This window comes from Formosa undariae (genome assembly GCF_042427615.1).
GTDB lineage: Bacteria > Bacteroidota > Bacteroidia > Flavobacteriales > Flavobacteriaceae > Formosa > Formosa undariae.
The window spans coordinates 534,135-559,639 of sequence record NZ_JBHMEZ010000001.1; the positions used below are offsets into that span (position 1 = coordinate 534,135).

A 25,505-nucleotide genomic window follows, 5' to 3' on the forward strand; every position below is an offset into this window, starting at 1 on the left:
AATGAAGATTAAAACGTTGCTAAATCTATATCGTTTTACAGATATTCTCATTTTATTTTTTTTAATTTTCGATTTTGGATTCAGTGTAACCGAAGAATACAAGCCATTTAGAATCCCTATTTACGCTACCATTACATCACTTATAATTACCTTTAATTTTATTAAGCTTTTTCGTTATTCTAAAAGTGATCCCATTAGGAAAACAGTTAGATTTAACATTGGCATATTAGTGACTACACTTGTCGCTGCATTTACAGTATATTACTTAAACAGTCATTTACCACCTGTAGAGCAGCTTATGAGACCCAAAATTATCTTTGAGTTGGGCCTGTTCTTTTATCTTTTAATGCGCTTAACATTTTTTATAAAATACATTTATAAAATCTATTTTAACCCCGCAATTTTATTTGTTGGGAGTTTTTTTATTTTAGTCCTTATCGGTGCATTACTACTTATGCTTCCTAATGTTACCGTTAACGGAATATCCTTTATAGACGCCTTATTCACCTCTACAAGTGCAATTTGTGTTACGGGTCTGGCAGTTCTAGATACAGGTAAAGATTTCACTCAATTAGGACAAACAGTAATCATTATTTTAATTCAAATTGGAGGATTAGGAATATTAACGTTCACCTCGTTTTTCGCTTATTTCTTCAAGGAGAACTCTTCTTTTAGAGAAGGCATGTATATGAAAGATTATACATCTACAGAAAATTTACAGGACGTGTTTAGAATTGGAGCGCAAATTGTAGGATTCACTTTAGGAATAGAACTTCTAGGCGCCATATTTATTTATATGTCTATTGACACTATAAGCACGATTGATAATAAAGTGTTTTTCTCTATTTTTCATTCTATTTCTGCTTTTTGTAATGCGGGATTCTCGACCTCATCGGCAAGTTTTTATGAGCCTACACTGCGTTACGATTATTCGTTACAATGGGTACTTATGCTACTTATAATTATTGGCGGTATAGGTTACAGTTTCATATTTAATTCGTTCTCGTATTTAAAACGAAGATTTTTAAATCTATTCAGAACCAAAAATAAAGTATCTACAACAGTACGTGTAATTACTTTAAACTCTAAAATAACACTTGTAACAACCAGCATATTATTAGCCGTTGGATTTATATTTTTCTATTTTGCTGAAGCGAATTATAGTTTACAAGATCACGATTCTGTTTTTGGAAAAATCACAACCGCAATGTTCTCTTCGGTAACACCTAGAACCGCTGGTTTTAACACTGTAGATTACGCTCATGTTGCAACACCATCCTTATTAGTCGTAATATTCTTAATGTGGATTGGAGCATCTCCTGGGTCTACTGGTGGTGGGATAAAAACCAGTACGTTTGCAATTGCAACCCTAAATATATTTGCAACAGCAAGAGGTAAAAAACGTATAGAAATTAACACAAGAGAAATTTCTAGTAATACCGTAAACCGTGCATTTTCTATTATTTCTATCTCTTTAATAACCATAGGAACAGCCATACTATTACTCTTGTTTTTTGAACCAGAAAAAGATTTATTAGCCATCGCTTTCGAGTGTTTTTCTGCCTATAGTACGTCAGGATTAAGTATAAACCTCACACCTACCTTAAGCGATCCTAGCAAATATGTGCTTATTGCGACTATGTTTGTTGGACGAATAGGATTATTAAACTTGCTCTTTGGAATGTTAGGACAAGTAGAACAAAAATTTTATCAATATCCACAAGAAAATATTTTAATCAACTAAGATATAATTAAATGAAAATCATCATTTTTGGTCTCGGAAATTTCGGAATGTCTCTAGCTCTTAGCCTTACAGAAACAGGTAATGAGGTTGTTGGAATTGACAAAAACATGGACAAAGTAAATATTGTAAAAGATAAAATTGCCCACAGTATTTGTTTAGATTCTACCAACGAATTAGCCTATCAAGCGCTTCCTATAAAACAAACAGATATTGCCGTTGTTGCTATTGGAGAAAACGAAGGTGCCGCAATTATTACCACTGCAATTCTAAAAAAAATAACAACCGCCAAGGTTATTAGTCGTTCGTTGTCACCTATTCACGACACCGTGTTACAAGCCATGGGTATTACCTCTATAGTGCACCCGGAACAAGAAGCCGCTCTTAAATTAACCAATAAAATTAATCTTAAAAACATAGTTGATAGTTTTAAAATTGACGAAAAATATTCTATTTCAGAAATTAAAACGCCTACCGAATTTGTCGGAAAATCTATTTCAGATTTAGCGATTAGAACAAAACACAAACTTAACATTGTAACTATTCTTAGAAAAAAAGAAAAAGTAAATGTTATCGGAAATAAAACTGTAATTAAAGAAGTTATCGGAATACCTGGTGCAGACACTATAATCCAAGAGAATGATATTTTGGTTGTATTTGGTTCAGATGACGACATTTCTAAAATTTGCCACAAAAATTAACAATGCCAATTAAATCAATCTTATCAACCAAAACGCTTCATAAAGATTATAAAGCGATACTTACTAAGGCTAACATTCCAGTTACAGAATATGACGCGATTACTATTGATTACGTTGATTTTGATTCTGAGATGATAGTTGAAAATGCAATAATTACAAGTCAGAATGCGGCTAAAGCCGTTATCGATAATAAAGTAGTTATAAGAAACTGCTTTTGCGTTGGCGAAAAAACTATGGCGTTTTTAGAAGAACATGGTCAAAATGTGTCTAAAATGAAGTTATATGCCGTAGATTTAGCCAATTATATTGTAAAATATCATAAAAACGATATGTTTACTTTTTTCTGTGGAAATCTAAGACAAGACGCGCTTCCGGATGCTTTATTAAAAAGTAATATCGGGTTAAAAGAAATCATTGTTTATAATACAACGCCCACGCCTCAAAAAATTGAAGGTGACTTTGATGCCATTTTATTTTATAGTCCGAGTGGCGTTTCGAGTTACCTAGCAGAAAACAGCATTACTAATCAAGTTATTTTCTGCATCGGGACTACCACCGCTTCAGCCATACAAGAACATACTAAAAACATAGTAATACCTTCGAGTCCTACTATAGAAAACTTACTACAAGCCGTAGTTAAATACTCAAAAAAATCATGATTAAAAACGATTTATACCTAAGAGCATTAAAAGGAGAAACTGTAGAACGTCCTCCAGTTTGGATGATGCGTCAAGCCGGACGTTACCTTCCAGAATTTATTGCTATCCGTGAAAAATACGATTTCTTTACCCGTTGTCGCACACCAGAATTAGCGAGTGAAATCACAGTACAACCTATCCGTCGATACGGAATGGATGCAGCCATTTTATTTAGCGACATTTTAGTGATTCCGCAGGCCATGAATATTGAGGTAGAAATGAAACCTAATTTCGGACCATACCTACCAAATCCAGTTCGCGATCAAAGAGGTGTAGATAACGTGATTGTTCCCGATGTAAATATCGAGTTAGATTACGTCATGCAAGCCATTAAAGCCACAAAAGAATTACTGAATAACGACATCCCATTAATTGGTTTCGCAGGTTCTCCGTGGACTATTTTATGTTACGTTGTGCAAGGGCAAGGCAGTAAAAATTTCGATAAAGCGAAAGAATTTTGTTTTACAAATCCGATGGCTGCTCATCAATTACTTCAGAAAATAACAGATACAACTATTGCTTATTTAAAAGCCAAAGTCATCGCTGGAGTAGATGCTGTTCAGATTTTCGATTCTTGGGGAGGTATGTTAGCTCCAAACGATTATAAAGAATTCTCTTGGCAGTATATCGACCAAATTATCGAAGCTTTAAAAGACGATGCTCCTGTAATCGCTTTTGGAAAAGGATGTTGGTTCGCACTTGGTGATATGGCTAAAAGTAACGCAGCTGCATTAGGAATTGACTGGACATGTTCTCCGCAGAATGCACGTTATTTATCTGGAGGAAACATTACGCTTCAGGGGAATTTTGACCCTTCTAGATTACTTTCTCCACCTTCAGAAATTAAGAAAATGGTACACCAAATGATTAACGAATTTGGTAAAGACAAATACATTGTAAACCTAGGTCACGGTATCTTACCTAACATCCCGTTAGATAACGCCAAAGCCTTTATAGATGCGGTTAAAGAATACAAACAATAAATGATTAACAATTCGTTTTACATTTCCAAAATAGAGCAAACTGATGCATCTCTGCTTCATAAGTTTATGATGGCTAATGTAAAACGATTTGTAACTTATTTACCCTACACTCTTGCGAAGAATTTAAAGGTTGAAGCATCTAAAGCATACATCATTGCGCAAGAGCAAAAAAGAGAACATAAACACGAATATACGTTTACCCTAAAAGACTCGTCCTCGAATATTATCTTCGGACTTATTATTTTAAAAGATATAGACTGGAAAAATAGCACAGGTGAATTCGCCTACTGTATCGATGGAAGTAAAGAAAACAAAGGTTTTATGTCTTCGGCTATTGCCCAGTGTTCTGATTATGCTTTTAAAACTTTACAATTAAAAACACTTCATATTATATCGCATAAAACCAACATTTCGAGCATAAAAGTGGCTATAAATGCAGGTTTTATTTGGACTAAAACATTGAAGAACGAATACGCGCCTCCAAACGCACCAACCCAAGACATGGAGTTATATGAATTACAACATGAAAGATAAATTTTACGCATACATTTTAGAGTTGCAAGAGACCATTACATCTGCTTTAGAAACAGTAGATGGAACGGTTAAATTTAAAGAAGATATTTGGGTACGTCCAGAAGGTGGTGGCGGTCGCACACGTGTTATCGAAAATGGCGCCGTTTTCGAAAAAGGTGGTGTGAATATTTCTGGAGTTCATGGCGAACTTCCTGAAAGTATGCAAAACTATTTTGGGGTAAAAGATGCTAATTTCTTTGCCTGTGGTTTGAGTCTTGTATTACATCCTAAAAACCCAATGGTGCCTACTGTACATGCCAATTGGCGTTATTTTGAGATGTATGATAAAGAAGGACACATTGTAGACCAATGGTTTGGTGGCGGACAAGATTTAACGCCTTATTATTTATTCGAAGACGATGCGATTCATTTTCATTCGGTTTGTAAATCGGCTTGCGACAAACATGATGCCGACTTTTATAAAACCTACAAAGAAAAGTGTGATAAATACTTCTGGAATGCACACAGAAATGAAGCTAGAGGATTAGGTGGTTTATTTTTCGATTATTGTAAAGCTAATGAATCCATGAGTATGGAAGATTGGTACAACTTCACTACTGAGGTTGGGAATAGTTTTCTAGAAAGTTACGTCCCTATAGTTGAAAAACGTAAAAACTTAGCCTTTACCGAGGCACAAAAAAACTGGCAAGAAATCCGTCGTGGTCGCTATGTCGAATTTAATTTAGTACACGATAAAGGCACCTTATTCGGACTTAAAACAAACGGCCGAATAGAAAGTATTTTAATGAGTTTACCACCTCATGTACAATGGGTTTACGATCATAAAATAGAAGCGAATAGTCCAGAAGAGAAACTTGTACAGGTTTTACAACATCCGAAGGCATGGCTTTAAAAAAAGTCCTTTTCTATATTATAACTTTAAAGTGTTGTTTTTCCGTTTGGTCACAAGACAGAATACCTACTACAGAAAATGATTCTTTACATGCCATTATTTACGAAGAAACTTCAGATTATATTCAAATTTACAAAAACAGAATTACGGCTAAATTATACTATGTAAACACATCCAATTCGTTAATGGTTCAGGATCGAAATTCGAATTTTTATGTCAACTTAGTTCCTAACAAACAAGACCGTATTGGTGCATCGGTAGCCTTTCGATCTATTGCTATATCTTATGCTTTTGCTCCCAATTTCCTTGCCAAAAACAAAGACAACGAAGATTCTAAATTATTCAATTTAAACTTAAGAACGTACTTTGGTAAACGCTGGATGCAAACCTTAGATTTCTATAACCAAAAAGGATTCTATATAGAAAACAAAGACGCAAGTATCTATCTGCCAAAAACAAAATCGTTTAAAGCAGGTGGTTCTACCTCTTTTATTTTAAATGAAAATTTCTCGTTTAGAGCTATTGCATCTCAAGATGAAAAACAATTAAAAAGTGTTGGGAGTTTTATTCCTGGTATTGTATATTATTATTCAAAAATGGATTTTATTGCAGAAGATACTGATCCTGCTAATAATTTTGAAAGCGACTTAACCACTTTTGATATTGCATTTGCTCCTGCCTATTACTATAATTTTGTACCTACAAAAAATTTATTTTTATCATTAGGTATTTCAGCTGGACTCGGTTTAAACTATTCAGAATCTAAAGATTCCACAACTAATGAAAGCTTAACATCTTTACTAACCGAAATCGATTTTAGAGGCGCTATAACTTACGATATCGATAATTTATACCTTGGTGCCAATTATAATTACCTTATTTTAAATCACAATACAGACCGCTCATCTTATATTAAAGATAACATCCCTTTTTTCCAAGCATTTATAGGTTATCGTTTTAAAGCACCGAGGAAAGTAGTAAATACTGCTAATCATTTTAATGAAAAAATCACACCTAAAACACAAGAATAATCTTCTGTAAAGCGGACTATTAACAAACTAGTTATGCCATTAAAAAATTCTAAAATACTTCTTTTATTTTTTCTAATTTCATACTTGGGTATATCGCAAAACAAAGAGTTTAAAGACACCGTTAACAGTACACAAAACGAATATGTTCACTTTTACAAAAACAGATTAATCACACGCATTTACTACGTTAACACATCGAACTCGCTAACGGTAAACCATGAAAATTCGGGTAAAAGTTTAGACTTCAATGCCAATAAACAATCTCGAATTGGAGCAAGTGTAGCCTTTAGAAAACTTGCTATTTCATACTCTTATGCACCAGAATTTATTAGTACCAATAAGAACAACGAAAGCTCGAAATTATTCAATTTAAACTTAAGAGGGTTTTACAAAAGACGCTGGATGCAAACCATAAAAGTATATAACGAAAAAGGCTTTTATGCAAAAAACACAGTCCAAAGCATCTACCTTCCAAATACAGAATCGTTCAAGATTGGAGGTTCAACATCTTATATTTTTAATGACAATTTCTCTTACAGAGCGCTAGCTTCTCAAAATGAAAGACAACTTAAAAATGCCGGAAGTTTTATTCCGGGGGTAACTTATTACTATTCAAATTACCACTTAAACACCGAAGGCAAACTAGACGAAAATAATCTAAAACGTAAATATAATTCTTACGATTTATTACTTTCACCTTCTTACTTTTACAATTACGTCCCGAATAAAAACATATTAATTTCCGGAGGTTCTACCTTAGGTTTAGGTGTGAATTATTCTACATCCGAAAATAACAATATCACTACTCTAATTACCGAATTAGGCTTTAGTGGAACCGTTACATATGATTTAACAAATCTTTATATTGGCTCCCATTTTAATTACTTAATTTTAAAGCATAATACAAATCGTTCGTTATATGTTAAAGACGATATTCCTTATTTTCAGTTTTTTGTAGGTTACCGCTTTAAAGCATCAAAAAAACTTGTAAAAACGGCCGAAGATTTCAATGAAAAAATAATACCAATAATTCCAAATATATAATCATGTTCCCTATCAAAAGAAATAGACGTTTAAGAACCAATGAAGCTATTCGTTCTTTAGTTCGTGAAACCATTATCTCTCCAAACGATTTTTTAGTCCCCCTTTTTGTTGTTGAAGGCAAAGGTATTAAAGACGAAATCCCTTCTATGCCAAATTATTTCAGGCTTAGCTTAGATTTACTTGAAAAAGAAGTTAAAGAATTATGGGCCTTAGGCTTAAAATCGGTTTTACTTTTTGTTAAAGTAGAAGACGCATTAAAAGATAACAAAGGTACGGAAGCTATAAACCCAAACGGATTAATGCAACGCGCTATTAAAACAATCAAAAACGCATGTCCCGACATGTTAATTATGACCGATGTGGCTTTAGACCCGTATTCGTCTTATGGTCACGATGGTATTGTTGAAAATGGTGTTATACTTAACGACGAATCTTCAGACATTCTAGCAGAAATGGCGTTAAGTCATGCAAAAGCAGGTTCAGATTTTATTGCACCTAGCGATATGAACGACGGAAGAACTTTAAAAATTCGTCAGTTACTAGAGCAAGAAGGCTTTAAAAACACTGGTATTATGGCTTATACCGCAAAATATGCTTCGGCGTTTTATGGTCCTTTTCGCGATGCTCTCGATTCTGCTCCAGTTGATTTAGTAGACGTACCAAAAGATAAAAAAACGTACCAAATGGATTACGGAAATAGATTAGAAGCCCTTCGTGAAACTTTAATAGATATTGAAGAAGGCGCAGATATCGTCATGGTTAAACCAGGATTATGCTATCTAGATATTGTACGCGAAATTAAAAATGAAGTGAATGTTCCTGTAGCTGTATACCAAGTTTCTGGAGAATATGCCATGTTAAAAGCAGCATCAGAACGTGGTTGGTTAGACCATGATGCGGTTATGATGGAACAAGTTACAGCCATTAAAAGAGCTGGTGCAGATATTATCGCTAGTTATTTTGCTAAAGATGTTGTAAAATTGATTTCGTAACTTAGCTAAAAATCAAATAAATCTATATGGGCGCACTTTTATTATGGGCAACAGTTTCAATATTTTTTTCATTTTTATGTTCAATCCTCGAAGCTGTGTTTTTGAGTGTCACTCCCACGTTTATAAACGTTAAAAAAAATGAAGGAAAAGAGTACGCCACAACTCTAGAAAATCTAAAAAAAGATGTCGATAAACCTTTAATTGCCATCTTAACACTAAACACCATCGCACATACTTTAGGTGCGATGATGGTTGGTATTCAAGCTGAAAGTTTACCTTACAAATTCGAACTTTTCGGTGTCAATACTGTAGGAATAGTTTCTGCAATCATGACTTTTTTAATTTTAGTGGTTTCAGAAATTATTCCTAAAACTATTGGTGCAAAATACTGGCAAGAACTTGCAAATTTCACATCTAAAGCACTAATGGTTTTAATCTTCCCACTAAAATGGACAGGTATTCTATGGGTGCTTCAACTAACAACAAAACTTATTGGCGGTAAAGGTCACGGTAGTGTTTTAAGCCGTGAAGACTTTCATGCTATGGCAGATATGGCGACCGAAGACGGTGTGTTTCAAGAATCTGAAAGTAAAATTCTTAAAAACTTACTCGTATTTAAAGATATTCTTGCAAAAGACATCATGACACCAAGAACAGTCATTAAAACTGAAAATGAAACGACAACGGTTCAAGACTTTTTTAAAGTAAATTCTAACGTTCGTTTCTCTAGGATTCCTGTTTACACAGATAGTCCAGACAACATTACTGGCTTAGTTTTAAAAGATGAAATTTTTAAAGAAATGGCGCTTGGAAATGGAACTAAAACGCTGAAAGATTTAAAACGAAATATCATTATTATTGAAAGAAATATTGCCATTCCTACGCTTTTCGAACAACTTGTAGAAAGCAAAAATCATATGGCTTTAGTAGTCGACGAATATGGTTCTGTAAGCGGAATTGTTACTATGGAAGATGTTATTGAAACCCTTTTAGGTCTTGAAATTATGGACGAAAGTGACCATGTTGCAAACCTACAGGCCTTAGCTAGAAAAAGCTGGGAGGTTCGCGCCAAACGTCTAGGGATTATTAATGATATTCCTGAAGAAAACTAATGGAATCTTGTATTGTAAACTCGCCTTTAGGTTTCACGCTCATTGAAGGAGATACCGACGGAATTGTTTCTATAAAAGTTTTAAATTCTGAAGAAAAACCTTCAGAACACATTCCGGAATCCCTTGAACCTTGTGCACATCAACTACAAGACTATTTTGAAGGTAACCGCACAGACTTCAGCTTTAAACAAAATCCAAAAGGCACAGATTTTCAGAAAAAAGTGTGGCAAGCATTAACTAAAATCCCTTATGGAAAAACGCTGTCCTATTTAGAGCTTTCTAAACAACTGGGCGATGCAAAAGCCATTCGCGCTGTCGCCAATGCCAATGGTAAAAATCCGCTTTGGATTGTTGTCCCTTGCCACCGCGTTATCGGCACCGACGGAAGCTTAACAGGATATGCCGGAGGATTGCATCGCAAACAATGGCTCTTAAATCACGAAAGTCCGGTTACGCAACACACCTTATTTTAAATGCTGTATCTTTATTCTAATTAAATTTTCGTCATGAAATTCTTATCAAAAATTCTAAAGTTTATCGTTATTCTATGCGGTTTACTTATACTTCTTTTATACATATTCGATTACGATTACATCCTAAAGGCTGTTCGTGTTACATACGGCACCGGACATAAAACAGCATTTCTAGAAGATTATAAAGAATTAGATAATCGTGTTATAAAAAACAGCACACCTCAACCTTGGAACATACATAAAGACTTTAATAAAGCGAATATTACAGACAGTTTAGAGCGCACTAATATCACAAATGGTACCATCGCTTATTTGATTATTAAAAACGATAGTATTTGGTTCGAAAAATATTACGATGGTTTCGGACAATCATCCAAAACCAATTCGTTTTCGATGTCTAAAAGTATCATTTCTGCCATGCTTGGAAAAGCGGTTATGGAAGGCAAAATTAGAAGTTTAGACCAAAAAGTAAGTGATTTTTATCCACAATTCAAAAAAGGCATATCAACAGATCTAACGGTTGGAGATTTGTCGTCTATGGCTTCTGGTTTAGATTGGGACGAGTCTTATTACTCCCCCTTTTCGGTAACTACTCGTGCCTATTTCGACGAAAATTTAGCACCTGTTATTTTGGATATGGAAGGCATTGAATCGCCTGGGAAATCGTTTAAATATCTAAGTGGAAACACCCAGTTGCTAGGTATGATTCTTGAAAAAGCAACGGGGCAAAAAATGTCTGGATATTTAAGTGAAGAATTTTGGAAGCCTATGGGATTCGAAAGTGATGCTCTCTGGCAAATAGATAGCGAACAACATGGTTTAGAAAAAGCATATTGTTGTATTGCCAGTAACGCACGTGATTTTGCACGTTTTGGAAAACTGTACAAAGACTACGGAAAATGGAACGGCGAACAACTTTTAGATTCTGCATTTATTCAAAAATCGATTACACCACGTTTTCCAGAAAGTCCTGAGTATGGTTACGGTTGGTGGTTAAAAACCATAGGAGATAAACACTTTTTTATGATGCGTGGTCACTTAGGTCAATACGTAATTGTAGAGCCGGAAGATAATATTATAATAGTACGACTAGGGCATACTAAAGGACCTAAAGGAGACGGAGGAATCTTTTCTAAAGACATTTTTGCGTATATTGAGGAAGGATATAATATGCTAGATGAATGATAAACAAGCTCAATCTTGAAGATATATTATTTCTGGACATTGAAACCGTTCCAGAAACGCAGCATTTATCAGAATTAAGTGATGCTAAAAAAGAGCTGTGGAGTTTAAAATCTAAATATCAAAGAAACGAACTCTCGGCGGAAGAGTTTTACAATCGTGCAGGTATTTGGGCCGAGTTTGGTTTAATCGTTTGTATCTCTGTTGGGTATTTCAAAACAAGCGATGAAAATCGGCAGTTTAGAACAACATCCTTTTACGGTGAAGAAATCACCATTTTGCAAGATTTTAAAACCCTTTTAGAAACCCATTATAACCATCCTAAAAAACTATTATGCGCTCATAATGGTAAGGAATTCGACTTTCCGTACATTGCTCGGCGTATGATTATTCATAATATTTCGCTACCGGAAAAATTAAATTTATTTGGTAAAAAGCCTTGGGAAGTGCCGCATCTAGACACTTTAGAATTATGGAAATTTGGTGATTATAAAAGCTATACCTCCTTAAAATTACTGACTAATGTTTTAGGTATTCCGTCTCCTAAAGATGATATAGACGGCAGTGAGGTTTATCGTGTATATTACGAAGAAAACGAGGTAGACCGCATAATCACATACTGTGAAAAAGACACCATTGCTGTTGCTCAAATTTTCCTCAGATTACGAGGAGAATCCATTTTAACCGACGATGAAATTACTCATATTTAAATGATTAAAACCGCTTTATTAAACATTGAAAACCTTGCCATTTCCTTCAACGGAAACGAAGTGATTCATTCTATTTCTTATCATTTAAATCAGAATGAAATATTAGGAATTGTAGGAGAATCTGGATCTGGAAAATCGGTATCTTCTTTAGCGATCCTAGGATTACTACCTAAAGAAATTTCAAAAACTACAGGTTCCATTCACTATAAAAATGAAGATTTAACACAAATTAATCAAAAAGCATTTCAACAGATTCGGGGACGAAAAATTGCGATGATTTTTCAAGAACCTATGAGTTCTTTAAACCCGTCGATGCGTTGCGGGACTCAAGTCGAAGAAATACTAATTCAACACACCCATTTATCGCAATCGGAAGTAAAACAATCTGTTTTAGACTTATTCGAGCAGGTAAAATTACCCGAACCAGAGCGTGTTTATAAATCGTATCCGCATGAAATTTCTGGCGGACAAAAACAACGGGTTATGATCGCCATGGCTATTGCCTGCGAACCCGATATTTTAATCGCCGACGAGCCCACAACAGCTTTAGATGTTACGGTTCAGAAAGAAATTATTGTATTATTAAAGGAATTACAGGCCAAAACACAAATGAGTATAATTTTTATTACTCACGATTTGGCATTGATATCTGAAATTGCGCATCGCGTTTTAGTGATGTATAAAGGGGATATTGTAGAGCAAGGTTCTTCTGAAACAATTTTCAATACTCCGCAACATATTTATACCAAAGCATTAATAAATTCTAGACCATCTCTGGATGTCCGATTAAAAACTTTACCAACCATTCAAGATTATTTAGATCACACGATTTCTGAAACGATAATTACTGCTGAAGATAGAGTACAGGCTCATAAAAAACTATACAACACACCTCCTTTATTAGAAGTTATAAATCTTGAAAAAGAATATATTTCTAGCTCAGGATTTTTCGGAAAAACGGAAACTTTTAAGGCTGTAGATAATGTAAATTTTAAAATTTACGAAGGCGAAACTCTAGGCTTGGTAGGCGAATCAGGTTGTGGAAAATCGACTTTAGGAAATGCAATTCTACAACTAGATAAAGCGACTGCAGGAACTATTTTATATAAAGGTACAGATATTACGAATCTACCTACAAAGGCCATGAGAGTCCTTAGAAAGGATATTCAAATCATCTTTCAAGATCCTTACGCCTCTTTAAACCCGAGGTTAACTGTTGGCCAAGCTATTTTAGAACCGATGACGGTGCATAAATTGTATAAAAACAAAGCCGAACGTAAAGCAAAAGTTTTAGATATTTTGAATCGTGTTGGACTCTCTGAAGATTATTTTAATAGGTATCCTCATGAGTTTTCTGGCGGACAACGTCAGCGTATAGGAATAGCAAGAACTATTGCATTACAACCTAAACTGATTGTGTGTGATGAGTCTGTTTCGGCTTTAGATATTTCTGTACAAGCTCAAGTATTAAATCTTTTAAATGAATTGAAAGATAAATTCGGATTCACTTATATATTTATATCTCACGATTTAGCCGTAGTAAAATACATGTCGGATCAATTAATCGTAATGAATAAAGGAAAGATTGTAGAAAAAGATGACGCTGATGTGGTATATAATAATCCGAAACAAGCGTATACAAAAAAACTAATTCAAGCTATTCCAAAAGGATTATAGTTTGAATTAGTTTCGTTTAACTAAATACATAAACTTCTAACGAATAACTTAATGTTATCTTACGCTTCGAATAATTTACCCTTAGCATAATTTAGATTAATCTGGTAGATTTGGGGACTACATTCATAATCGTTAGTTCTTGGTAGATTTGGGGTCTAATAAGTTCTAGTATTTTTGGGGTACTACAAAGATGTTAAATATTTCCCATATATCGTCCAAATACATAAATTTATCGATGAAAAGCACAAAACTTTAACATTTACCGATCCTTCTTCCACTATTTAAAGGAATTCACACACTCATTTCAGGAATTTCGCCTATAATCTCTAATCGGCCTTCAGTAGCTTTTTTAATAGCATCTATAGAAATACCCGGAGCCCGCTCTAATAATTTGAAGCCATTTTCAGTAACTTCTAAAACAGCCATATTAGTTACAATTTTCTTGACACAACCCACACCTGTAAGTGGCAAACTGCATCGTTTTAATAATTTCGACTCCCCTGCTCTATTGGTATGCATCATGGCCACGATAATATTCTCGGCACTAGCCACTAAATCCATTGCGCCCCCCATACCTTTTACCATTTTTCCTGGTATTTTCCAATTAGCGATATCCCCATTTTCGGCAACTTCCATCGCTCCTAAAATAGTTAAATCGACATGTTTTCCCCGAATCATTGCAAAACTGGTTGCAGAATCGAAAAAACTAGCTCCTGCTAATGTTGTTATGGTTTGTTTTCCGGCATTAATAATATCGGCATCCTCATCGCCTTCAAAAGGAAAAGGGCCCATCCCTAAGACGCCGTTTTCACTCTGAAATTCGACTTGTATATCGTTGCTAACATAATTAGCAACCAAAGTAGGAATCCCGATCCCTAAATTAACGTAATATCCATCTTTAACCTCTTTTGCAATACGTTTTGCTATTCCTATTTTATCTAACATGTTTCTGATTTGTTAATGTGTTAATTTGAAAATTAGCTAATTAGTATTTCGTTTACTAGAAGAAATTATCTTTGATATTATTAATATGACCGATTTTAGATTCTTTAATAATTTATCGTCTGGATTTGGATAGTATTCTGATGATTCACAAAGCTTCAGCCAATATTCTAACTCATCAGCCTCTTTTGCTGATATTTTAAATTTATGAATGAAATCTCTTTTACTTTCAGCATTTTGGGCCTCCCTAATATTCGCACCAATTGAAGTACCGCTCCTAAATATTTGTGAAGCCATCTCAAACCTGTTATTTGCTCTAATTAGTTCTGAAAAAGAAACGACATCCAAAGCCAATTCAAAGGACAATCTCACTATTAAATTTTCAGAATCATTTCTCATCGTATTTTAATTTTCAAATCTTCAAATTAATAAATTAATAAATTATTTCGTTCTCACCGTTCTCTGTTCAATACGTTTTTCGTAATTTTCACCCTGAAAAATACGCTGCACAAAAATTCCTGGTACATGAATCTGATTAGGATCTAAGGTGCCTACCGGAACCAATTCTTCAACCTCAGCGACTGTTGTTTTTGCTGCGCCACACATTACGGGATTAAAATTCCGAGCAGTACCTTTAAACACTAGATTGCCTGCAGCATCACCTTTCCATGCTTTTACAAATGCAAAATCGGCTTTAAACGCATATTCCAAAACATACATCTTTCCGTCAAACTCACGCGTTTCTTTACCTTCGGCCACTTCTGTTCCGTAGCCCGCAGGTGTATAAATAGCAGGAAAACCTGCTTGTGCAGCGCGACAACGTTCGGCTAAAGTACCCTGCGGAATTAACTCGACATCCAATTCGCCACTCAGCATTTGTCGCTCAAACTCAGCATTTTCACCTACATAGGAAGAAATCATTTTTTTGATTTGTTTTTTATGAAGTAACAACCCTAAACCAAAATCGTCCACACCTGCATTATTCGAAATACATGTCAATCCCTTAACCTCCTTTTTAACCAACGCACGTATTGCATTTTCGGGTATTCCACATAAACCGAACCCCCCAAGCATCATCGTCATATTATCGGAAACACCTTTTAAAGCATCTTCGACAGATTCTACTGTTTTTGTAATCATGTTTATTTGCTTTTATTGTACTTAAAAATACGAAATCAGAAGCTTTTAGTCATATTAATTTCGAAATTAATAAAACAACCGTTAAACGAACTATTAAAAACATAAAGTTATTGAGAGTATTAAACAAGAAAAGCCCTTCTAAAACAGTATACACTGACTTAGAAGGGCTTTAAAATTTATACTATTAAGATTTAGAAATCTAAATCGGAAGGCACATCTACATTAGGTGTTTTATCATCATTTTCTGAAGAACTTGCGTCATCATAACAGTCTACCTTAATCGTTAATTCTTCCGGAGCTTCGAACTCTGCAGTCGATATATCTAGATCTTCATCTCCATAACAACTTTTCATATAAGACCCCCAAATTGGTAATGCCATAGAAGCACCTTGACCATACGTAATACTTTTAAAATGCACGGCTCTGTCTTCTGCTCCAACCCAAACACCTGTAACTAAATTTGGAACCATACCCATAAACCAACCGTCACTTTGGTTTTGTGTCGTTCCTGTTTTACCCGCAATTGGATTTTTTAATTCGTAAGGGTATCCTGTCATGATTTCTTGATACATTTTATTCCATTTCTCGGCACCCTGCGTTCTTAAACGCGTACCTGAACCTCCTTGAGTAACTCCCTCTAAAAGTTTTACAGTAACATAGGCTACCTCTTCACTTAAAACATCCTTAGTTTTTGGGGTAAACTGGTACAAAATAGTGTTATTTTTATCTTCGATACTCGTAACCATTACAGGTTCTGTATACACCCCTTGATTAGCAAAGGTGGCATAAGCCGCAACCATTTCAAACACACTTAAATCTACTGTTCCTAACGCAATTGAAGGCACCTCTGGGATTTCGGTAGTTACCCCTAACTTATGGGCCATATCGATAACATGAGCAGGGCCCACCTTATCCATTAATTGTGCAGTAATTGTATTTACAGAATTTGCCAAAGCACCTTTAAGTGTTCTTGTCCCTCCGTACGTTAAACCTGAGTTTTCTGGACACCAATCTTTTAAATTTCCCCAACGCCCTTCTTCTATACAATAAGGTACATCTGGAAATTCGTCGCAAGGCGATAAATGCAATTGGTCTATCGCTGTTGCATACACAAATGGTTTGAATGTAGATCCTACTTGACGCTTTCCTTGCTTGACGTGATCGTACTGGAAATGGCGATAATTCATACCTCCAACCCATGCTTTTACATGTCCTGTTTCCGGATCCATAGACATCATACCAGGATGCAAAAATTTCTTATAATAACGCATAGAATCTATAGGCTTCATAATCGTATCTATCTCTCCTTCCCATGAAAATACTGACATAGGTATAGCAACATCGAACGATGCAATAATTTCTTCGTTCGTTTTTTTAAGATCGTATTTCATCTTTCTCCAACGTTCTGACTGACTCATAGAACGTTTCAAAAGACCATCGACTTCTTCTTTATCCAATCCTAAAAATGGAGCTGTAGGATTTCTATCTGGAGTATTTTGATGATCAAATTCTCTTTGCAAGTTTTTCATGTGATCATGTACGGCATCTTCAGCATACTGTTGCATGCGGGAATCGATAGTAGTATACACTTTTAGTCCATCACTATATAAGTTATAGTTTGTACCGTCTGCTTTTGGATTATTTTTAATCCAATCTTTCATGAATTTCTTTAAATACTCTCTAAAGTAAGTTGCAATACCTTCACGATGCGATTCTGGTGTATAGTTTAAACCTAAGTCCGTTTGCTGTAAAGAGTCTTTTACACGTTCTGTAATATAACCATACTTCTGCATTTGTGCCAACACCACATTTCTACGATTTGTAACACCTTCTACATTCGTTCTTGGATTATATAATGCAGAGTTTTTAAACATTCCAACAAGCATAGCAGATTCTTTTAAATCTAACTCGTTAGGTTGTTTATTAAAATAAATACTCGCCGCACTTTTAATACCATCGGCATTATTTAAAAAGTCGTAAATATTAAAATACTGAGCTATAATTTCTTCCTTGGTATACTGACGTTCTAAACGGATAGCAATAATCCACTCTTTTATCTTTTGCCCAATACGTTCTACTATGTTTTTAGAACCTTCACCATGAAACAATTGTTTTGCCAATTGCTGTGAAATGGTACTGGCACCACCACCTTTACCCATTTTTACAATGGCTCTTAATGTTCCGCGACCATCAATACCTGAATGCTGATGAAAACGTGCATCTTCAGTAGCAATTAAAGCATCCACCAAGTGCTGAGGCAAAGCTTCATAATCGACTGGCGTTCTATTATCGTTAAAATAAAATTTCCCTAATGTCTTCCCATCTGAAGAAATAATTTCGGTTGCAAGATTTGTTTTAGGGTTTTCTAAAACAGTGTGATCTGGTAAATCTCCTAATACTGAAGCAGATACAAATAGTAATATAGCAGCGATAATGCCGGTAAGGAAGAGAATCCAAAACCAGCGTATGTATTTACCAAAGCTTTGACTTTTCTCAGGTTGTTTCTTTTTTGCCATTTATTTAATGTGTTGTTGGTTTTTCTATTCTGAAGCCTACATCTGTAATACCTTCAAGGTTTATTACACCATTTACCTTGCCACTTTCTCTCATGGCGTGTTGAATTTTCACTTTATAATTTCCAGATTCATTAAAAATGAAATGGTCTTTATACCACAATTTATTTTCCTTAATACTACTCGCGCCTTCTCCCAAAAATTCGCCATTGGGTTTCGCCATTTTATACTCTAAAGTATCTGTTAGACTTTTGCCATGTGGAAATTCTAAATCGACTATCAAAAACAAATTGCTGTATTTATAATCATTATTATTTCTAACATTTACGAATAAATTATACGCATTTGTCGTGTCCGGCTGTGTAAAATTAAACTGAACCACATCGTCCTTATTCCAAGCTCCAGGTACCGATTTATAAGCATCGAACATATGGCTCGAATCACACGAAGTGAACACAAGAAATATGCCTAAACAAAATAAAATCGCACTACTTTTCTGCATCGGTATTCGGATTTGATTTCTGATTTGGGTTAGGCTTAGCATTAGGGTTTGGTCTAGGCTTTGGTTTAGCCCTTGCATTTGGATTCGGCTTCGGCTTCGCGTTTGGATTTTGATTAGCGCTCTGCGGATTCTGTTTATTTTGAGGTTTTCTCTTATTTCTATTTCGACTATTTCTACTCGGTTTTGGCTTAGCTTCTCCATCTGCAGTAGGTGCATTAGGATTAGGCTTTGTATTTTGATTTGAATTCGTATTTGGGTTCTGCTTTACCTTTGCGTTAGGGTTTTGATTTGGGTTTGCAGGTTTCTTTTTTCGAACCGGTCTTTTTACAGCAGGTTTTGCAGCCACATCACTTTCTTTAGCATCGTCGTTAGGCGTATTTGTGTTTTTAGTTGTTCTACGTCGCTTAACTTTTTTAGGCTGATCGAAACGTGTTAAACTATCTTGACCTACAACGTTCTCAAACTCTACTTTAGTATCCTCTAATAAATCTACTGCATATTCTTCTAAACTCCCAACAGGTTCGTTTTTCTTGTTTAAAGCGATAATTTCCTGAGCTTGCTCTGTAGTAATCTTATGCCAATTCATCCATTCCCCTTCGTAAGCATACCACATATGCCCTTTAAAAATGTCTGTTTTCTGACAAACTGCAGTTCCTTTTTCAGTCTTAAGCTTTACTTCAGTTTTAGGAAATGCTTTTAATGCATCTAAATATGTGTCTAGCTCGTAATTTAAACAACACTTTAACTTCCCACATTGTCCTGCTAATTTTTGCGGATTTAAAGATAATTGCTGATATCTAGCTGCAGACGTGCTTACCGATCTAAAATCGGTTAACCAGGTCGAACAACATAATTCACGACCACAAGATCCAATACCTCCTAAACGAGCAGCTTCCTGACGGAATCCCACTTGTTTCATTTCGATACGCGTTCTAAATTCGCGTGCAAAAACTTTAATTAATTCTCTAAAATCTACGCGTTCTTCTGCAGTATAATAGAACGTCGCTTTACTTGCATCTCCTTGATATTCGATATCCGAAATCTTCATATGAAGTTTTAAATCGATAGCAAATTGCCTCGCTTTAACCTTCATCGGTTCTTCCTTATCGCGAGCATCAGACCAAATATCTATATCACGTTGCGATGCTTTTCTGTATATTCTTAAAACCTCTACATCTTGAGAGATTTTTTTACGTTTCATTTGTACTCTTACTAGTTCTCCAGTAAGCGTTACCATTCCTATATCGTGACCTGTCGCAGCTTGAGTCGCTACAACATCTCCAATACCTAAAGTTAAATTTTCTGAGTTTAGGTAGTATTCTTTTCGTCCGTTTTTAAAACGCACTTCAACCCAATTAAAAGGAGCTTCACCATTGGGAAGCGACATATTCGCTAACCAATCAAAAACCGTTAGTTTATTACAACTATCCGTTCCGCACGTTCCATTACTTTTGCAGCCTTTAGGTTGGCCGTCTTTTCCTGTTGAACAACTTTCACAAGCCATAAATTATGTATATATAGATTCTGATAATCAGCGATTAACAGAAGAGAATTAGCAAAATGAAGTTTCAATTCTTAAAACTTCAATCAATTGTGAGAAAGGTAATCCTGATGCTCACTTTAATTTGTAAAGATATGATTATTCTAAAGACTTGAAAAAAAGAAATTATAAATCAAGTCTATAGAATAATTTAAACGAATTGATCAATTATTTTTAACACTAATAATATTAACAGGACATGCTTTCGCTGCATTTTCGCAGTTGTCTAAAATAGAATAATCGTTGCTTTTTAAAGTAAAAAAACCTTTTTTTTCTTGACCGTGCAACAATACTGTCTTCCCATCTTTCTTGGACATTTGGAATTGTTGCGGAGCCATTTCGACACAATAATTACAGCCAATACATTTATTACGTTGTAGTGTGATTATAACCATTAGGCTTCCACTTTATTTTCAACGATTTTATATAATTTATCTGAAGGGCGAATTCTAAATTTAAGCGGAATTGTTACCATATCGCCTTTAGTTCCTTTTTCAGATTTAATATCGTTAACCATAAGTTCTTCCACTTGCATTTCTTTAGCTCCTGTTGTAGGTCCCGTAACTAGAATGGTATCTCCAACAGTAACATCGAAGGCTTCAATTTTAAATTCTCCGATTTCTGCTTTAGGATAGAAATGTGTACCTTTCCCAATATACACTTTCTTTTGTGTGGCATGAGATCCAGAACCATTACTCCACTCGCCTAACTTCTGACCTAAATAATAACCACTCCAGAATCCGCGATTATAAACTTTTTCAAGCTCTTGCATCCAACCAATTACTTTTTCCTTATCGTAAGTTCCTGCTTCAATACTATCTATTGCATCACGATAACATTTAATCACTTTCGCAACGTATTCCGGCGCTCTACCACGCCCTTCAATTTTTAAGACTTTAATTCCTGCATCTACAATTTCGTCTAAGAAATCGATCGTACATAAATCTTTAGGCGACATGATGTATTCGTTATCAAGTTCCATTTCAAAACCTGTTTCTTGATCAATAACCGTATATTTTTTTCTGCAGTTTTGTTTACAAGCGCCGCGATTTGCAGACGAATTAGCCGAATGTAAACTCATATAACATTTTCCAGAAACTGCCATACAAAGTGCACCGTGACCAAAAATTTCTATTTCTATTAAATTTCCAGAAGGTCCTTTAATTTGATCTTTTTCAATAGCATCGGTAATAATTTTAACCTGACGTAAACTCAACTCACGGCTTAGCACCATAGTATCTGCAAACAAGGCGTAAAACTTAACCGTTTCTATATTAGTTACATTAATTTGAGTAGAAATATGAACTTCAATTCCCATTTCTCTAGCCATTGCAATAACGGCTTGATCCATGGCAATAACAGCTGTAATATTCGCAGCCTTTGCTTGCTTTAAAAGTGTTTTTACAATCGATAAATCATGATCGTAAATAATAGTATTTAACGTTAAATACGTTCTTACATTTTTTGCTTCACAACGTGTTGCAATTTCAGGAAGATCGTCTAGCGTAAAATTCACCGTAGCACGCGCTCTCATATTTAGTTGTTCTACACCAAAATACACTGAGTTTGCGCCATTATCTAACGCGGCCTGAAGAGATTCGAAATTTCCCGCCGGAGCCATTAATTCAATATGTTGCATAACGTTAGTCTTTTAAAGAATCTGTATTGAAGTTTTCGGTAATATTTCTGAGATCCTTTTTAAACGGCAAATGATCTGCACGTCCCTTTTTAAAGATATCGTTGCTATTCCCTTGCCCTTTACGTAATGCTTTTTGTTCTTCGAAAGGCAAACTATGAATTTCTTTACATGTTGTTGAACAACAATTATCCATTTCGATCTTACATTTTTCACACTGAATAAATAGTAAATGACACGCATCATTAGCACAATTCTCGTGTGTATCTGCAGGTTCTCCACATTGGTGACAACATGCAATAACATCGTCTGTAATACGTTCTGAACGACGTTCGTCGAACACGAAATTTTTACCTACAAATTTATTTTCAAGTTCACCATCGTTTACTTGTCGGGTGTATTCAATAATACCACCCTCTAACTGAAATACGTTTTTAAAGCCTTTATGCTTAAAATAAGCACTCGCTTTTTCACAACGAATACCTCCGGTACAATACATTACCAGTTTTTTATCGTCTTTAAATTCTTTTAAATCATTTTCAATAATTGGTAACGATTCTCTAAAGGTATCGACATCTGGACGACGCGCATTTTTAAAATGCCCAATTTCACTCTCATAATGATTTCTCATATCTACAAGAATGGTATTTTCGTCGTCTATTAATTCATTAAATTGTAAGGCATCGACGTGCATCCCTTTATTGGTAACATCGAAGGTCTCGTCGTTTAAACCATCGGCAACAATTTTGTCACGTACTTTTACTTTCAATTTTAAAAATGACATATTATCTTGCTCTACAGCAATGTTTAATCGGATATCTTTTAAAAATGAAATGGTATCTAAATGTGTTTTAAACGCATTAAAGCGATCTGCTGGCAAGGACAGTTGTCCGTTTATACCTTCGTGAGCCACGTAAGTTCTTCCTAGAACGTCTAATTCGTTCCAAGCAATAAATAACTGGTCTCTAAATGTTTGAGGATTTTCAATTTTGGCGTACTGATAGAAAGAGAGTGTTAATCGATCTTTTCCTGCTTTTTCGATTAACTCTGCACGTTCTTTAGCGCTTAATTTATTGTACAGTTGCATGCTATACTAATGTTTTAAGGTTAAAAAATATTTTTGCAAATGTACTGTTTTTAGATAAAACACTAAATTTTATCCTCTAAAAAGCACTTTATTATTCTTAGTCAAGTTAAAATGGTTCACTCAACTTTAGTCTTTTAGCATGATTCAAATTTTTTGTTCTCACTATTTTTACGTACTTTATTAAAGGCTGAAAAAGGTTGCATTATAAAATTGTTAGATGACTAAAGAAATAGTATTTTAGCAACTCTTATTTCAGTAAAAAAACACAATTAGATGAGCAAGGAAAAAGAAGCAAAATTAAAAGCACTACAACTAACTTTAGATAAATTAGACAAGACTTACGGTAAGGGTACTGTAATGAGAATGAGTGATAAAGCTGTGGTAGACATTGAAGCGATACCAAGTGGATCATTAGGTTTAGATTTAGCTTTAGGCGTAGGCGGATACCCAAGAGGTCGTGTTATAGAAATATACGGACCAGAATCTTCTGGTAAAACAACATTAACATTACATGCTATTGCCGAAGCACAAAAAGCTGGAGGTATTGCTGCATTTATTGATGCAGAGCATGCTTTCGATAGATTTTACGCTGCTAAATTAGGTGTAGATATAGATAACTTAATTATTTCTCAACCAGATCATGGAGAGCAAGCATTAGAGATTGCTGAAAACCTAGTACGTTCTGGAGCGATAGATATTGTAGTTATTGACTCTGTAGCTGCTTTAACACCAAAAAGTGAAATTGAAGGTGAAATGGGAGATTCTAAAATGGGATTACATGCTCGTTTAATGTCTCAGGCTCTTCGTAAGCTTACAGGTTCTATTAGTAAAACGAATTGTACCATGTTTTTCATTAACCAATTACGTGAAAAGATTGGTGTTATGTTTGGAAATCCTGAAACAACAACAGGTGGTAATGCATTAAAATTCTATGCATCTGTTCGTTTAGACATTCGTAGATCTACTCAGATTAAAGATTCAGACGGAAATGTATTGGGTAACAAAACCAAAGTAAAAGTGGTTAAAAATAAAGTAGCTCCACCATTTAAAATAGCAGAATTCGACATTATGTACGGACAAGGCATTTCTAAAGTAGGAGAAATTTTGGATTTAGCAGTAGAGTTAGAAATTGTTAAGAAGAGTGGTTCTTGGTTTAGCTATCAAGACACCAAATTAGGACAAGGTCGTGATGCTGTAAAAGTTATGATTAAAGATAATCCAGAATTGTTTGAAGAACTTGAAATTAAAATCAAGGACGCTATTAAAGCTATGAAAGAAGAATAAATTCTTATTCAAAACAATACTTAGTTATACTTTTTATAGTACTAAAACATTAAATCCCGATTTATTTTCGGGATTTTTCATTTTTATACGCAACCTTTTGAATACTTCTGCATCTAATAAGAAACTAAAACATTTATACTCATGAAAAAATTACTTCTACTATTTGTAGCAACACTAACTTTAGCATCTTGTGATTCTAATGACGACAACACAGATTACTATTATGATGCCGTACCAACAGTTTCTGCAGATGTACCTGCAACCATGGAAATTGACCAAACCTATAATATTACAATAGACTATAGTCAACCAACAAGCTGTTACTCTTATGCTACTACCAACATCGAAAGCAGTATTGAAGAAACAATAGATGAAGACAATCCAGATGAAGAACCAACTGTAACGAGAATTATAACATTTGCTATAATTAATAAAATTGAAGTTAAATCGGATAATGAATGTGAAGATTTAGACCAAATTGCTCAAACTCCTGTTAATTTTGAAACACTAGAAACGGGATCGTATATTTTTAGATTCTGGGCAGGTACAGACGAAGATGGAGAAAGTATATTCTTAGAATATCCTGTTCAAATTTCAGAATAAACCAATACTAAAAAATAAACTCATGAAAAAATTACTATTATTATTTGTTGCCGCTTTAACGCTGGCATCCTGTGATACAGACGACGATTATTCTTCTAACTTCACTTACGGAGTATTACCAACAGAAGTTGCAGACATACCGGAAGGCATGGAAGTTGGGAAAATATACAGAATTACCGTAGACTATATTAGACCAACAGATTGTTATAGCTTTTACACCCTAGATTACAAAAGAAGTACTGAAGATATAGAGGATGCCAGTGGCGAACTAATAGATACTCAAGTAAGAACAATAGCTGTAATTAACAGAATTTTTATTGAAGATGACTGTGAAGAATTAGATGTAACCACTCAAGTCTATTTTGATTTCGAACCGATATCTGAAGGCCCGTATGTTTTTAGATTCTGGGTTGGCGAAGACGAAGATGGTGAAGATATCTTTTTAGAATACGAAACCGTAGTTTTAGAATAAAATCAATACTAACGAA

26 protein-coding genes are annotated in these 25,505 nt (G+C 34.8%); 17 read left to right on the forward strand and 9 right to left on the reverse strand.

The window, feature by feature from the left end:
- Window position 1: 1 nt before the first annotated feature.
- From ACFFVB_RS02350 to ACFFVB_RS02415, 14 genes are read left to right on the forward strand one after another with little or no spacing between them, the layout of a single operon-like run.
- The gene (locus tag ACFFVB_RS02350; protein ID WP_382380771.1) at window positions 2–1,744 is read left to right on the forward strand and encodes a TrkH family potassium uptake protein; all 1,743 of its coding nucleotides are present in this window, start codon (window positions 2–4) and stop codon (window positions 1,742–1,744) included.
- 11 nt (window positions 1,745–1,755) lie between these two features.
- The gene (locus ACFFVB_RS02355; RefSeq protein ID WP_382380773.1) at window positions 1,756–2,442 is read left to right on the forward strand and encodes a potassium channel family protein; all 687 of its coding nucleotides are present in this window, start codon (window positions 1,756–1,758) and stop codon (window positions 2,440–2,442) included.
- Window positions 2,443–2,444: 2 nt separating this feature from the next.
- Window positions 2,445–3,101: a uroporphyrinogen-III synthase gene (locus tag ACFFVB_RS02360; protein WP_382380775.1), complete on the forward strand. Its 657-nt coding sequence runs from the start codon at window positions 2,445–2,447 to the stop codon at window positions 3,099–3,101.
- The gene (gene hemE / locus ACFFVB_RS02365) at window positions 3,098–4,123 is read left to right on the forward strand and encodes a uroporphyrinogen decarboxylase (RefSeq protein ID WP_382380777.1); all 1,026 of its coding nucleotides are present in this window, start codon (window positions 3,098–3,100) and stop codon (window positions 4,121–4,123) included. Before ACFFVB_RS02360 ends, hemE begins: the two co-directional genes overlap by 4 nt.
- Window positions 4,124–4,657: a GNAT family N-acetyltransferase gene (locus tag ACFFVB_RS02370; RefSeq protein WP_382380778.1), complete on the forward strand. Its 534-nt coding sequence runs from the start codon at window positions 4,124–4,126 to the stop codon at window positions 4,655–4,657.
- The gene (hemF, locus tag ACFFVB_RS02375) at window positions 4,647–5,549 is read left to right on the forward strand and encodes an oxygen-dependent coproporphyrinogen oxidase (protein WP_382380779.1); all 903 of its coding nucleotides are present in this window, start codon (window positions 4,647–4,649) and stop codon (window positions 5,547–5,549) included. The genes ACFFVB_RS02370 and hemF overlap by 11 nt, the downstream gene beginning before the upstream one ends.
- Window positions 5,540–6,580, forward strand: a complete 1,041-nt coding sequence (locus tag ACFFVB_RS02380) for a DUF4421 domain-containing protein (RefSeq protein ID WP_382380781.1) — start codon at window positions 5,540–5,542, stop codon at window positions 6,578–6,580. The genes hemF and ACFFVB_RS02380 overlap by 10 nt, the downstream gene beginning before the upstream one ends.
- 33 nt (window positions 6,581–6,613) lie before the next feature.
- Complete coding sequence (locus ACFFVB_RS02385) at window positions 6,614–7,624, forward strand: DUF4421 family protein (RefSeq protein ID WP_382380782.1); 1,011 nt, start codon at window positions 6,614–6,616, stop codon at window positions 7,622–7,624.
- A gap of 2 nt (window positions 7,625–7,626) precedes the next feature.
- Window positions 7,627–8,616 carry a porphobilinogen synthase gene (hemB, locus tag ACFFVB_RS02390; RefSeq protein ID WP_382380784.1) on the forward strand — a complete coding sequence of 330 codons (990 nt, stop codon included), beginning with the start codon at window positions 7,627–7,629 and terminating at the stop codon, window positions 8,614–8,616.
- 26 nt (window positions 8,617–8,642) lie between these two features.
- A complete protein-coding gene (locus ACFFVB_RS02395) occupies window positions 8,643–9,728 on the forward strand; it encodes a CNNM domain-containing protein (RefSeq protein ID WP_382380786.1) in 1,086 nt (361 codons plus the stop codon).
- Window positions 9,728–10,201 (forward strand): methylated-DNA--[protein]-cysteine S-methyltransferase, encoded by a 474-nt coding sequence (locus ACFFVB_RS02400; RefSeq protein ID WP_382380788.1) that lies wholly within the window; start codon window positions 9,728–9,730, stop codon window positions 10,199–10,201. Before ACFFVB_RS02395 ends, ACFFVB_RS02400 begins: the two co-directional genes overlap by 1 nt.
- 33 nt (window positions 10,202–10,234) lie before the next feature.
- On the forward strand, window positions 10,235–11,386 hold the full coding sequence (locus ACFFVB_RS02405) for a serine hydrolase domain-containing protein (protein ID WP_382380790.1): 1,152 nt from the start codon (window positions 10,235–10,237) through the stop codon (window positions 11,384–11,386).
- On the forward strand, window positions 11,383–12,093 hold the full coding sequence (locus ACFFVB_RS02410; protein ID WP_382380792.1) for a 3'-5' exonuclease: 711 nt from the start codon (window positions 11,383–11,385) through the stop codon (window positions 12,091–12,093). The genes ACFFVB_RS02405 and ACFFVB_RS02410 overlap by 4 nt, the downstream gene beginning before the upstream one ends.
- On the forward strand, window positions 12,094–13,770 hold the full coding sequence (locus tag ACFFVB_RS02415; RefSeq protein ID WP_382380794.1) for an ABC transporter ATP-binding protein: 1,677 nt from the start codon (window positions 12,094–12,096) through the stop codon (window positions 13,768–13,770).
- Between the two features lie 291 nt (window positions 13,771–14,061).
- Here ACFFVB_RS02415 and ACFFVB_RS02420 read toward each other — a convergent pair whose 3' ends face one another.
- The 9 genes from ACFFVB_RS02420 to trhO all read right to left on the reverse strand — a co-directional run bounded on the left by ACFFVB_RS02420 (window position 14,062) and on the right by trhO (window position 23,130).
- Entirely contained in the window at window positions 14,062–14,715 is a 654-nt protein-coding gene (locus ACFFVB_RS02420; RefSeq protein WP_382380796.1) for a 3-oxoacid CoA-transferase subunit B, read from the reverse strand.
- Window positions 14,716–14,751: 36 nt separating this feature from the next.
- Window positions 14,752–15,111, reverse strand: coding sequence for a four helix bundle protein (locus ACFFVB_RS02425; RefSeq protein WP_382380798.1), 360 nt, complete (start codon window positions 15,109–15,111; stop codon window positions 14,752–14,754).
- A gap of 42 nt (window positions 15,112–15,153) precedes the next feature.
- Window positions 15,154–15,852 carry a CoA transferase subunit A gene (locus ACFFVB_RS02430; protein ID WP_382380800.1) on the reverse strand — a complete coding sequence of 233 codons (699 nt, stop codon included), beginning with the start codon at window positions 15,850–15,852 and terminating at the stop codon, window positions 15,154–15,156.
- 191 nt (window positions 15,853–16,043) lie between these two features.
- A complete protein-coding gene (locus tag ACFFVB_RS02435; protein WP_382380802.1) occupies window positions 16,044–18,368 on the reverse strand; it encodes a penicillin-binding protein 1A in 2,325 nt (774 codons plus the stop codon).
- A 4-nt stretch (window positions 18,369–18,372) separates the two neighbouring features.
- Window positions 18,373–18,867 (reverse strand): gliding motility lipoprotein GldH, encoded by a 495-nt coding sequence (locus ACFFVB_RS02440; RefSeq protein WP_512699227.1) that lies wholly within the window; start codon window positions 18,865–18,867, stop codon window positions 18,373–18,375.
- Window positions 18,854–20,371, reverse strand: a complete 1,518-nt coding sequence (locus ACFFVB_RS02445) for a PSP1 domain-containing protein (protein ID WP_382380805.1) — start codon at window positions 20,369–20,371, stop codon at window positions 18,854–18,856. The genes ACFFVB_RS02440 and ACFFVB_RS02445 overlap by 14 nt, the downstream gene beginning before the upstream one ends.
- Before the next feature lie 200 nt (window positions 20,372–20,571).
- Entirely contained in the window at window positions 20,572–20,802 is a 231-nt protein-coding gene (locus ACFFVB_RS02450; RefSeq protein ID WP_382380807.1) for a ferredoxin, read from the reverse strand.
- Complete coding sequence (locus tag ACFFVB_RS02455; RefSeq protein WP_382380809.1) at window positions 20,802–22,046, reverse strand: peptidase U32 family protein; 1,245 nt, start codon at window positions 22,044–22,046, stop codon at window positions 20,802–20,804. The genes ACFFVB_RS02450 and ACFFVB_RS02455 overlap by 1 nt, the downstream gene beginning before the upstream one ends.
- A gap of 4 nt (window positions 22,047–22,050) precedes the next feature.
- Window positions 22,051–23,130: an oxygen-dependent tRNA uridine(34) hydroxylase TrhO gene (gene trhO / locus ACFFVB_RS02460; RefSeq protein ID WP_382380811.1), complete on the reverse strand. Its 1,080-nt coding sequence runs from the start codon at window positions 23,128–23,130 to the stop codon at window positions 22,051–22,053.
- 273 nt (window positions 23,131–23,403) lie between these two features.
- On the opposite strand from trhO, the gene recA reads away from it, so the two are divergent.
- The 3 genes from recA to ACFFVB_RS02475 all read left to right on the forward strand — a co-directional run bounded on the left by recA (window position 23,404) and on the right by ACFFVB_RS02475 (window position 25,489).
- Complete coding sequence (gene recA / locus ACFFVB_RS02465; protein ID WP_382380813.1) at window positions 23,404–24,414, forward strand: recombinase RecA; 1,011 nt, start codon at window positions 23,404–23,406, stop codon at window positions 24,412–24,414.
- Window positions 24,415–24,555: 141 nt separating this feature from the next.
- Window positions 24,556–25,017 (forward strand): hypothetical protein, encoded by a 462-nt coding sequence (locus ACFFVB_RS02470; protein WP_382380815.1) that lies wholly within the window; start codon window positions 24,556–24,558, stop codon window positions 25,015–25,017.
- 22 nt (window positions 25,018–25,039) lie between these two features.
- Entirely contained in the window at window positions 25,040–25,489 is a 450-nt protein-coding gene (locus ACFFVB_RS02475) for a hypothetical protein (protein WP_382380817.1), read from the forward strand.
- Window positions 25,490–25,505 lie beyond the last annotated feature (16 nt).

Excerpts from the sequence above, each read along its gene's own strand:
- ACFFVB_RS02420 (WP_382380796.1), bottom strand. The coding sequence starts at position 14,715 with ATGTTAGATAAAATAGGAATAGCAAAACGTATTGCAAAAGAGGTTAAA.
- ACFFVB_RS02360 (WP_382380775.1), top strand. The coding sequence starts at position 2,445 with ATGCCAATTAAATCAATCTTATCAACCAAAACGCTTCATAAAGATTAT.
- recA (WP_382380813.1), top strand. The coding sequence starts at position 23,404 with ATGAGCAAGGAAAAAGAAGCAAAATTAAAAGCACTACAACTAACTTTA.
- trhO (WP_382380811.1), bottom strand. The coding sequence starts at position 23,130 with ATGCAACTGTACAATAAATTAAGCGCTAAAGAACGTGCAGAGTTAATC.
- ACFFVB_RS02370 (WP_382380778.1), top strand. The coding sequence starts at position 4,124 with ATGATTAACAATTCGTTTTACATTTCCAAAATAGAGCAAACTGATGCA.
- ACFFVB_RS02475 (WP_382380817.1), top strand. The coding sequence starts at position 25,040 with ATGAAAAAATTACTATTATTATTTGTTGCCGCTTTAACGCTGGCATCC.
- ACFFVB_RS02450 (WP_382380807.1), bottom strand. The coding sequence starts at position 20,802 with ATGGTTATAATCACACTACAACGTAATAAATGTATTGGCTGTAATTAT.
- ACFFVB_RS02355 (WP_382380773.1), top strand. The coding sequence starts at position 1,756 with ATGAAAATCATCATTTTTGGTCTCGGAAATTTCGGAATGTCTCTAGCT.
- ACFFVB_RS02445 (WP_382380805.1), bottom strand. The coding sequence starts at position 20,371 with ATGGCTTGTGAAAGTTGTTCAACAGGAAAAGACGGCCAACCTAAAGGC.
- ACFFVB_RS02380 (WP_382380781.1), top strand. The coding sequence starts at position 5,540 with ATGGCTTTAAAAAAAGTCCTTTTCTATATTATAACTTTAAAGTGTTGT.
- ACFFVB_RS02405 (WP_382380790.1), top strand. The coding sequence starts at position 10,235 with ATGAAATTCTTATCAAAAATTCTAAAGTTTATCGTTATTCTATGCGGT.
- ACFFVB_RS02470 (WP_382380815.1), top strand. The coding sequence starts at position 24,556 with ATGAAAAAATTACTTCTACTATTTGTAGCAACACTAACTTTAGCATCT.
- ACFFVB_RS02395 (WP_382380786.1), top strand. The coding sequence starts at position 8,643 with ATGGGCGCACTTTTATTATGGGCAACAGTTTCAATATTTTTTTCATTT.
- hemE (WP_382380777.1), top strand. The coding sequence starts at position 3,098 with ATGATTAAAAACGATTTATACCTAAGAGCATTAAAAGGAGAAACTGTA.
- ACFFVB_RS02440 (WP_512699227.1), bottom strand. The coding sequence starts at position 18,867 with ATGCAGAAAAGTAGTGCGATTTTATTTTGTTTAGGCATATTTCTTGTG.
- ACFFVB_RS02435 (WP_382380802.1), bottom strand. The coding sequence starts at position 18,368 with ATGGCAAAAAAGAAACAACCTGAGAAAAGTCAAAGCTTTGGTAAATAC.
- ACFFVB_RS02425 (WP_382380798.1), bottom strand. The coding sequence starts at position 15,111 with ATGAGAAATGATTCTGAAAATTTAATAGTGAGATTGTCCTTTGAATTG.
- ACFFVB_RS02430 (WP_382380800.1), bottom strand. The coding sequence starts at position 15,852 with ATGATTACAAAAACAGTAGAATCTGTCGAAGATGCTTTAAAAGGTGTT.
- ACFFVB_RS02415 (WP_382380794.1), top strand. The coding sequence starts at position 12,094 with ATGATTAAAACCGCTTTATTAAACATTGAAAACCTTGCCATTTCCTTC.
- hemF (WP_382380779.1), top strand. The coding sequence starts at position 4,647 with ATGAAAGATAAATTTTACGCATACATTTTAGAGTTGCAAGAGACCATT.
- ACFFVB_RS02350 (WP_382380771.1), top strand. The coding sequence starts at position 2 with ATGAAGATTAAAACGTTGCTAAATCTATATCGTTTTACAGATATTCTC.
- hemB (WP_382380784.1), top strand. The coding sequence starts at position 7,627 with ATGTTCCCTATCAAAAGAAATAGACGTTTAAGAACCAATGAAGCTATT.
- ACFFVB_RS02455 (WP_382380809.1), bottom strand. The coding sequence starts at position 22,046 with ATGCAACATATTGAATTAATGGCTCCGGCGGGAAATTTCGAATCTCTT.
- ACFFVB_RS02400 (WP_382380788.1), top strand. The coding sequence starts at position 9,728 with ATGGAATCTTGTATTGTAAACTCGCCTTTAGGTTTCACGCTCATTGAA.
- ACFFVB_RS02410 (WP_382380792.1), top strand. The coding sequence starts at position 11,383 with ATGATAAACAAGCTCAATCTTGAAGATATATTATTTCTGGACATTGAA.
- ACFFVB_RS02385 (WP_382380782.1), top strand. The coding sequence starts at position 6,614 with ATGCCATTAAAAAATTCTAAAATACTTCTTTTATTTTTTCTAATTTCA.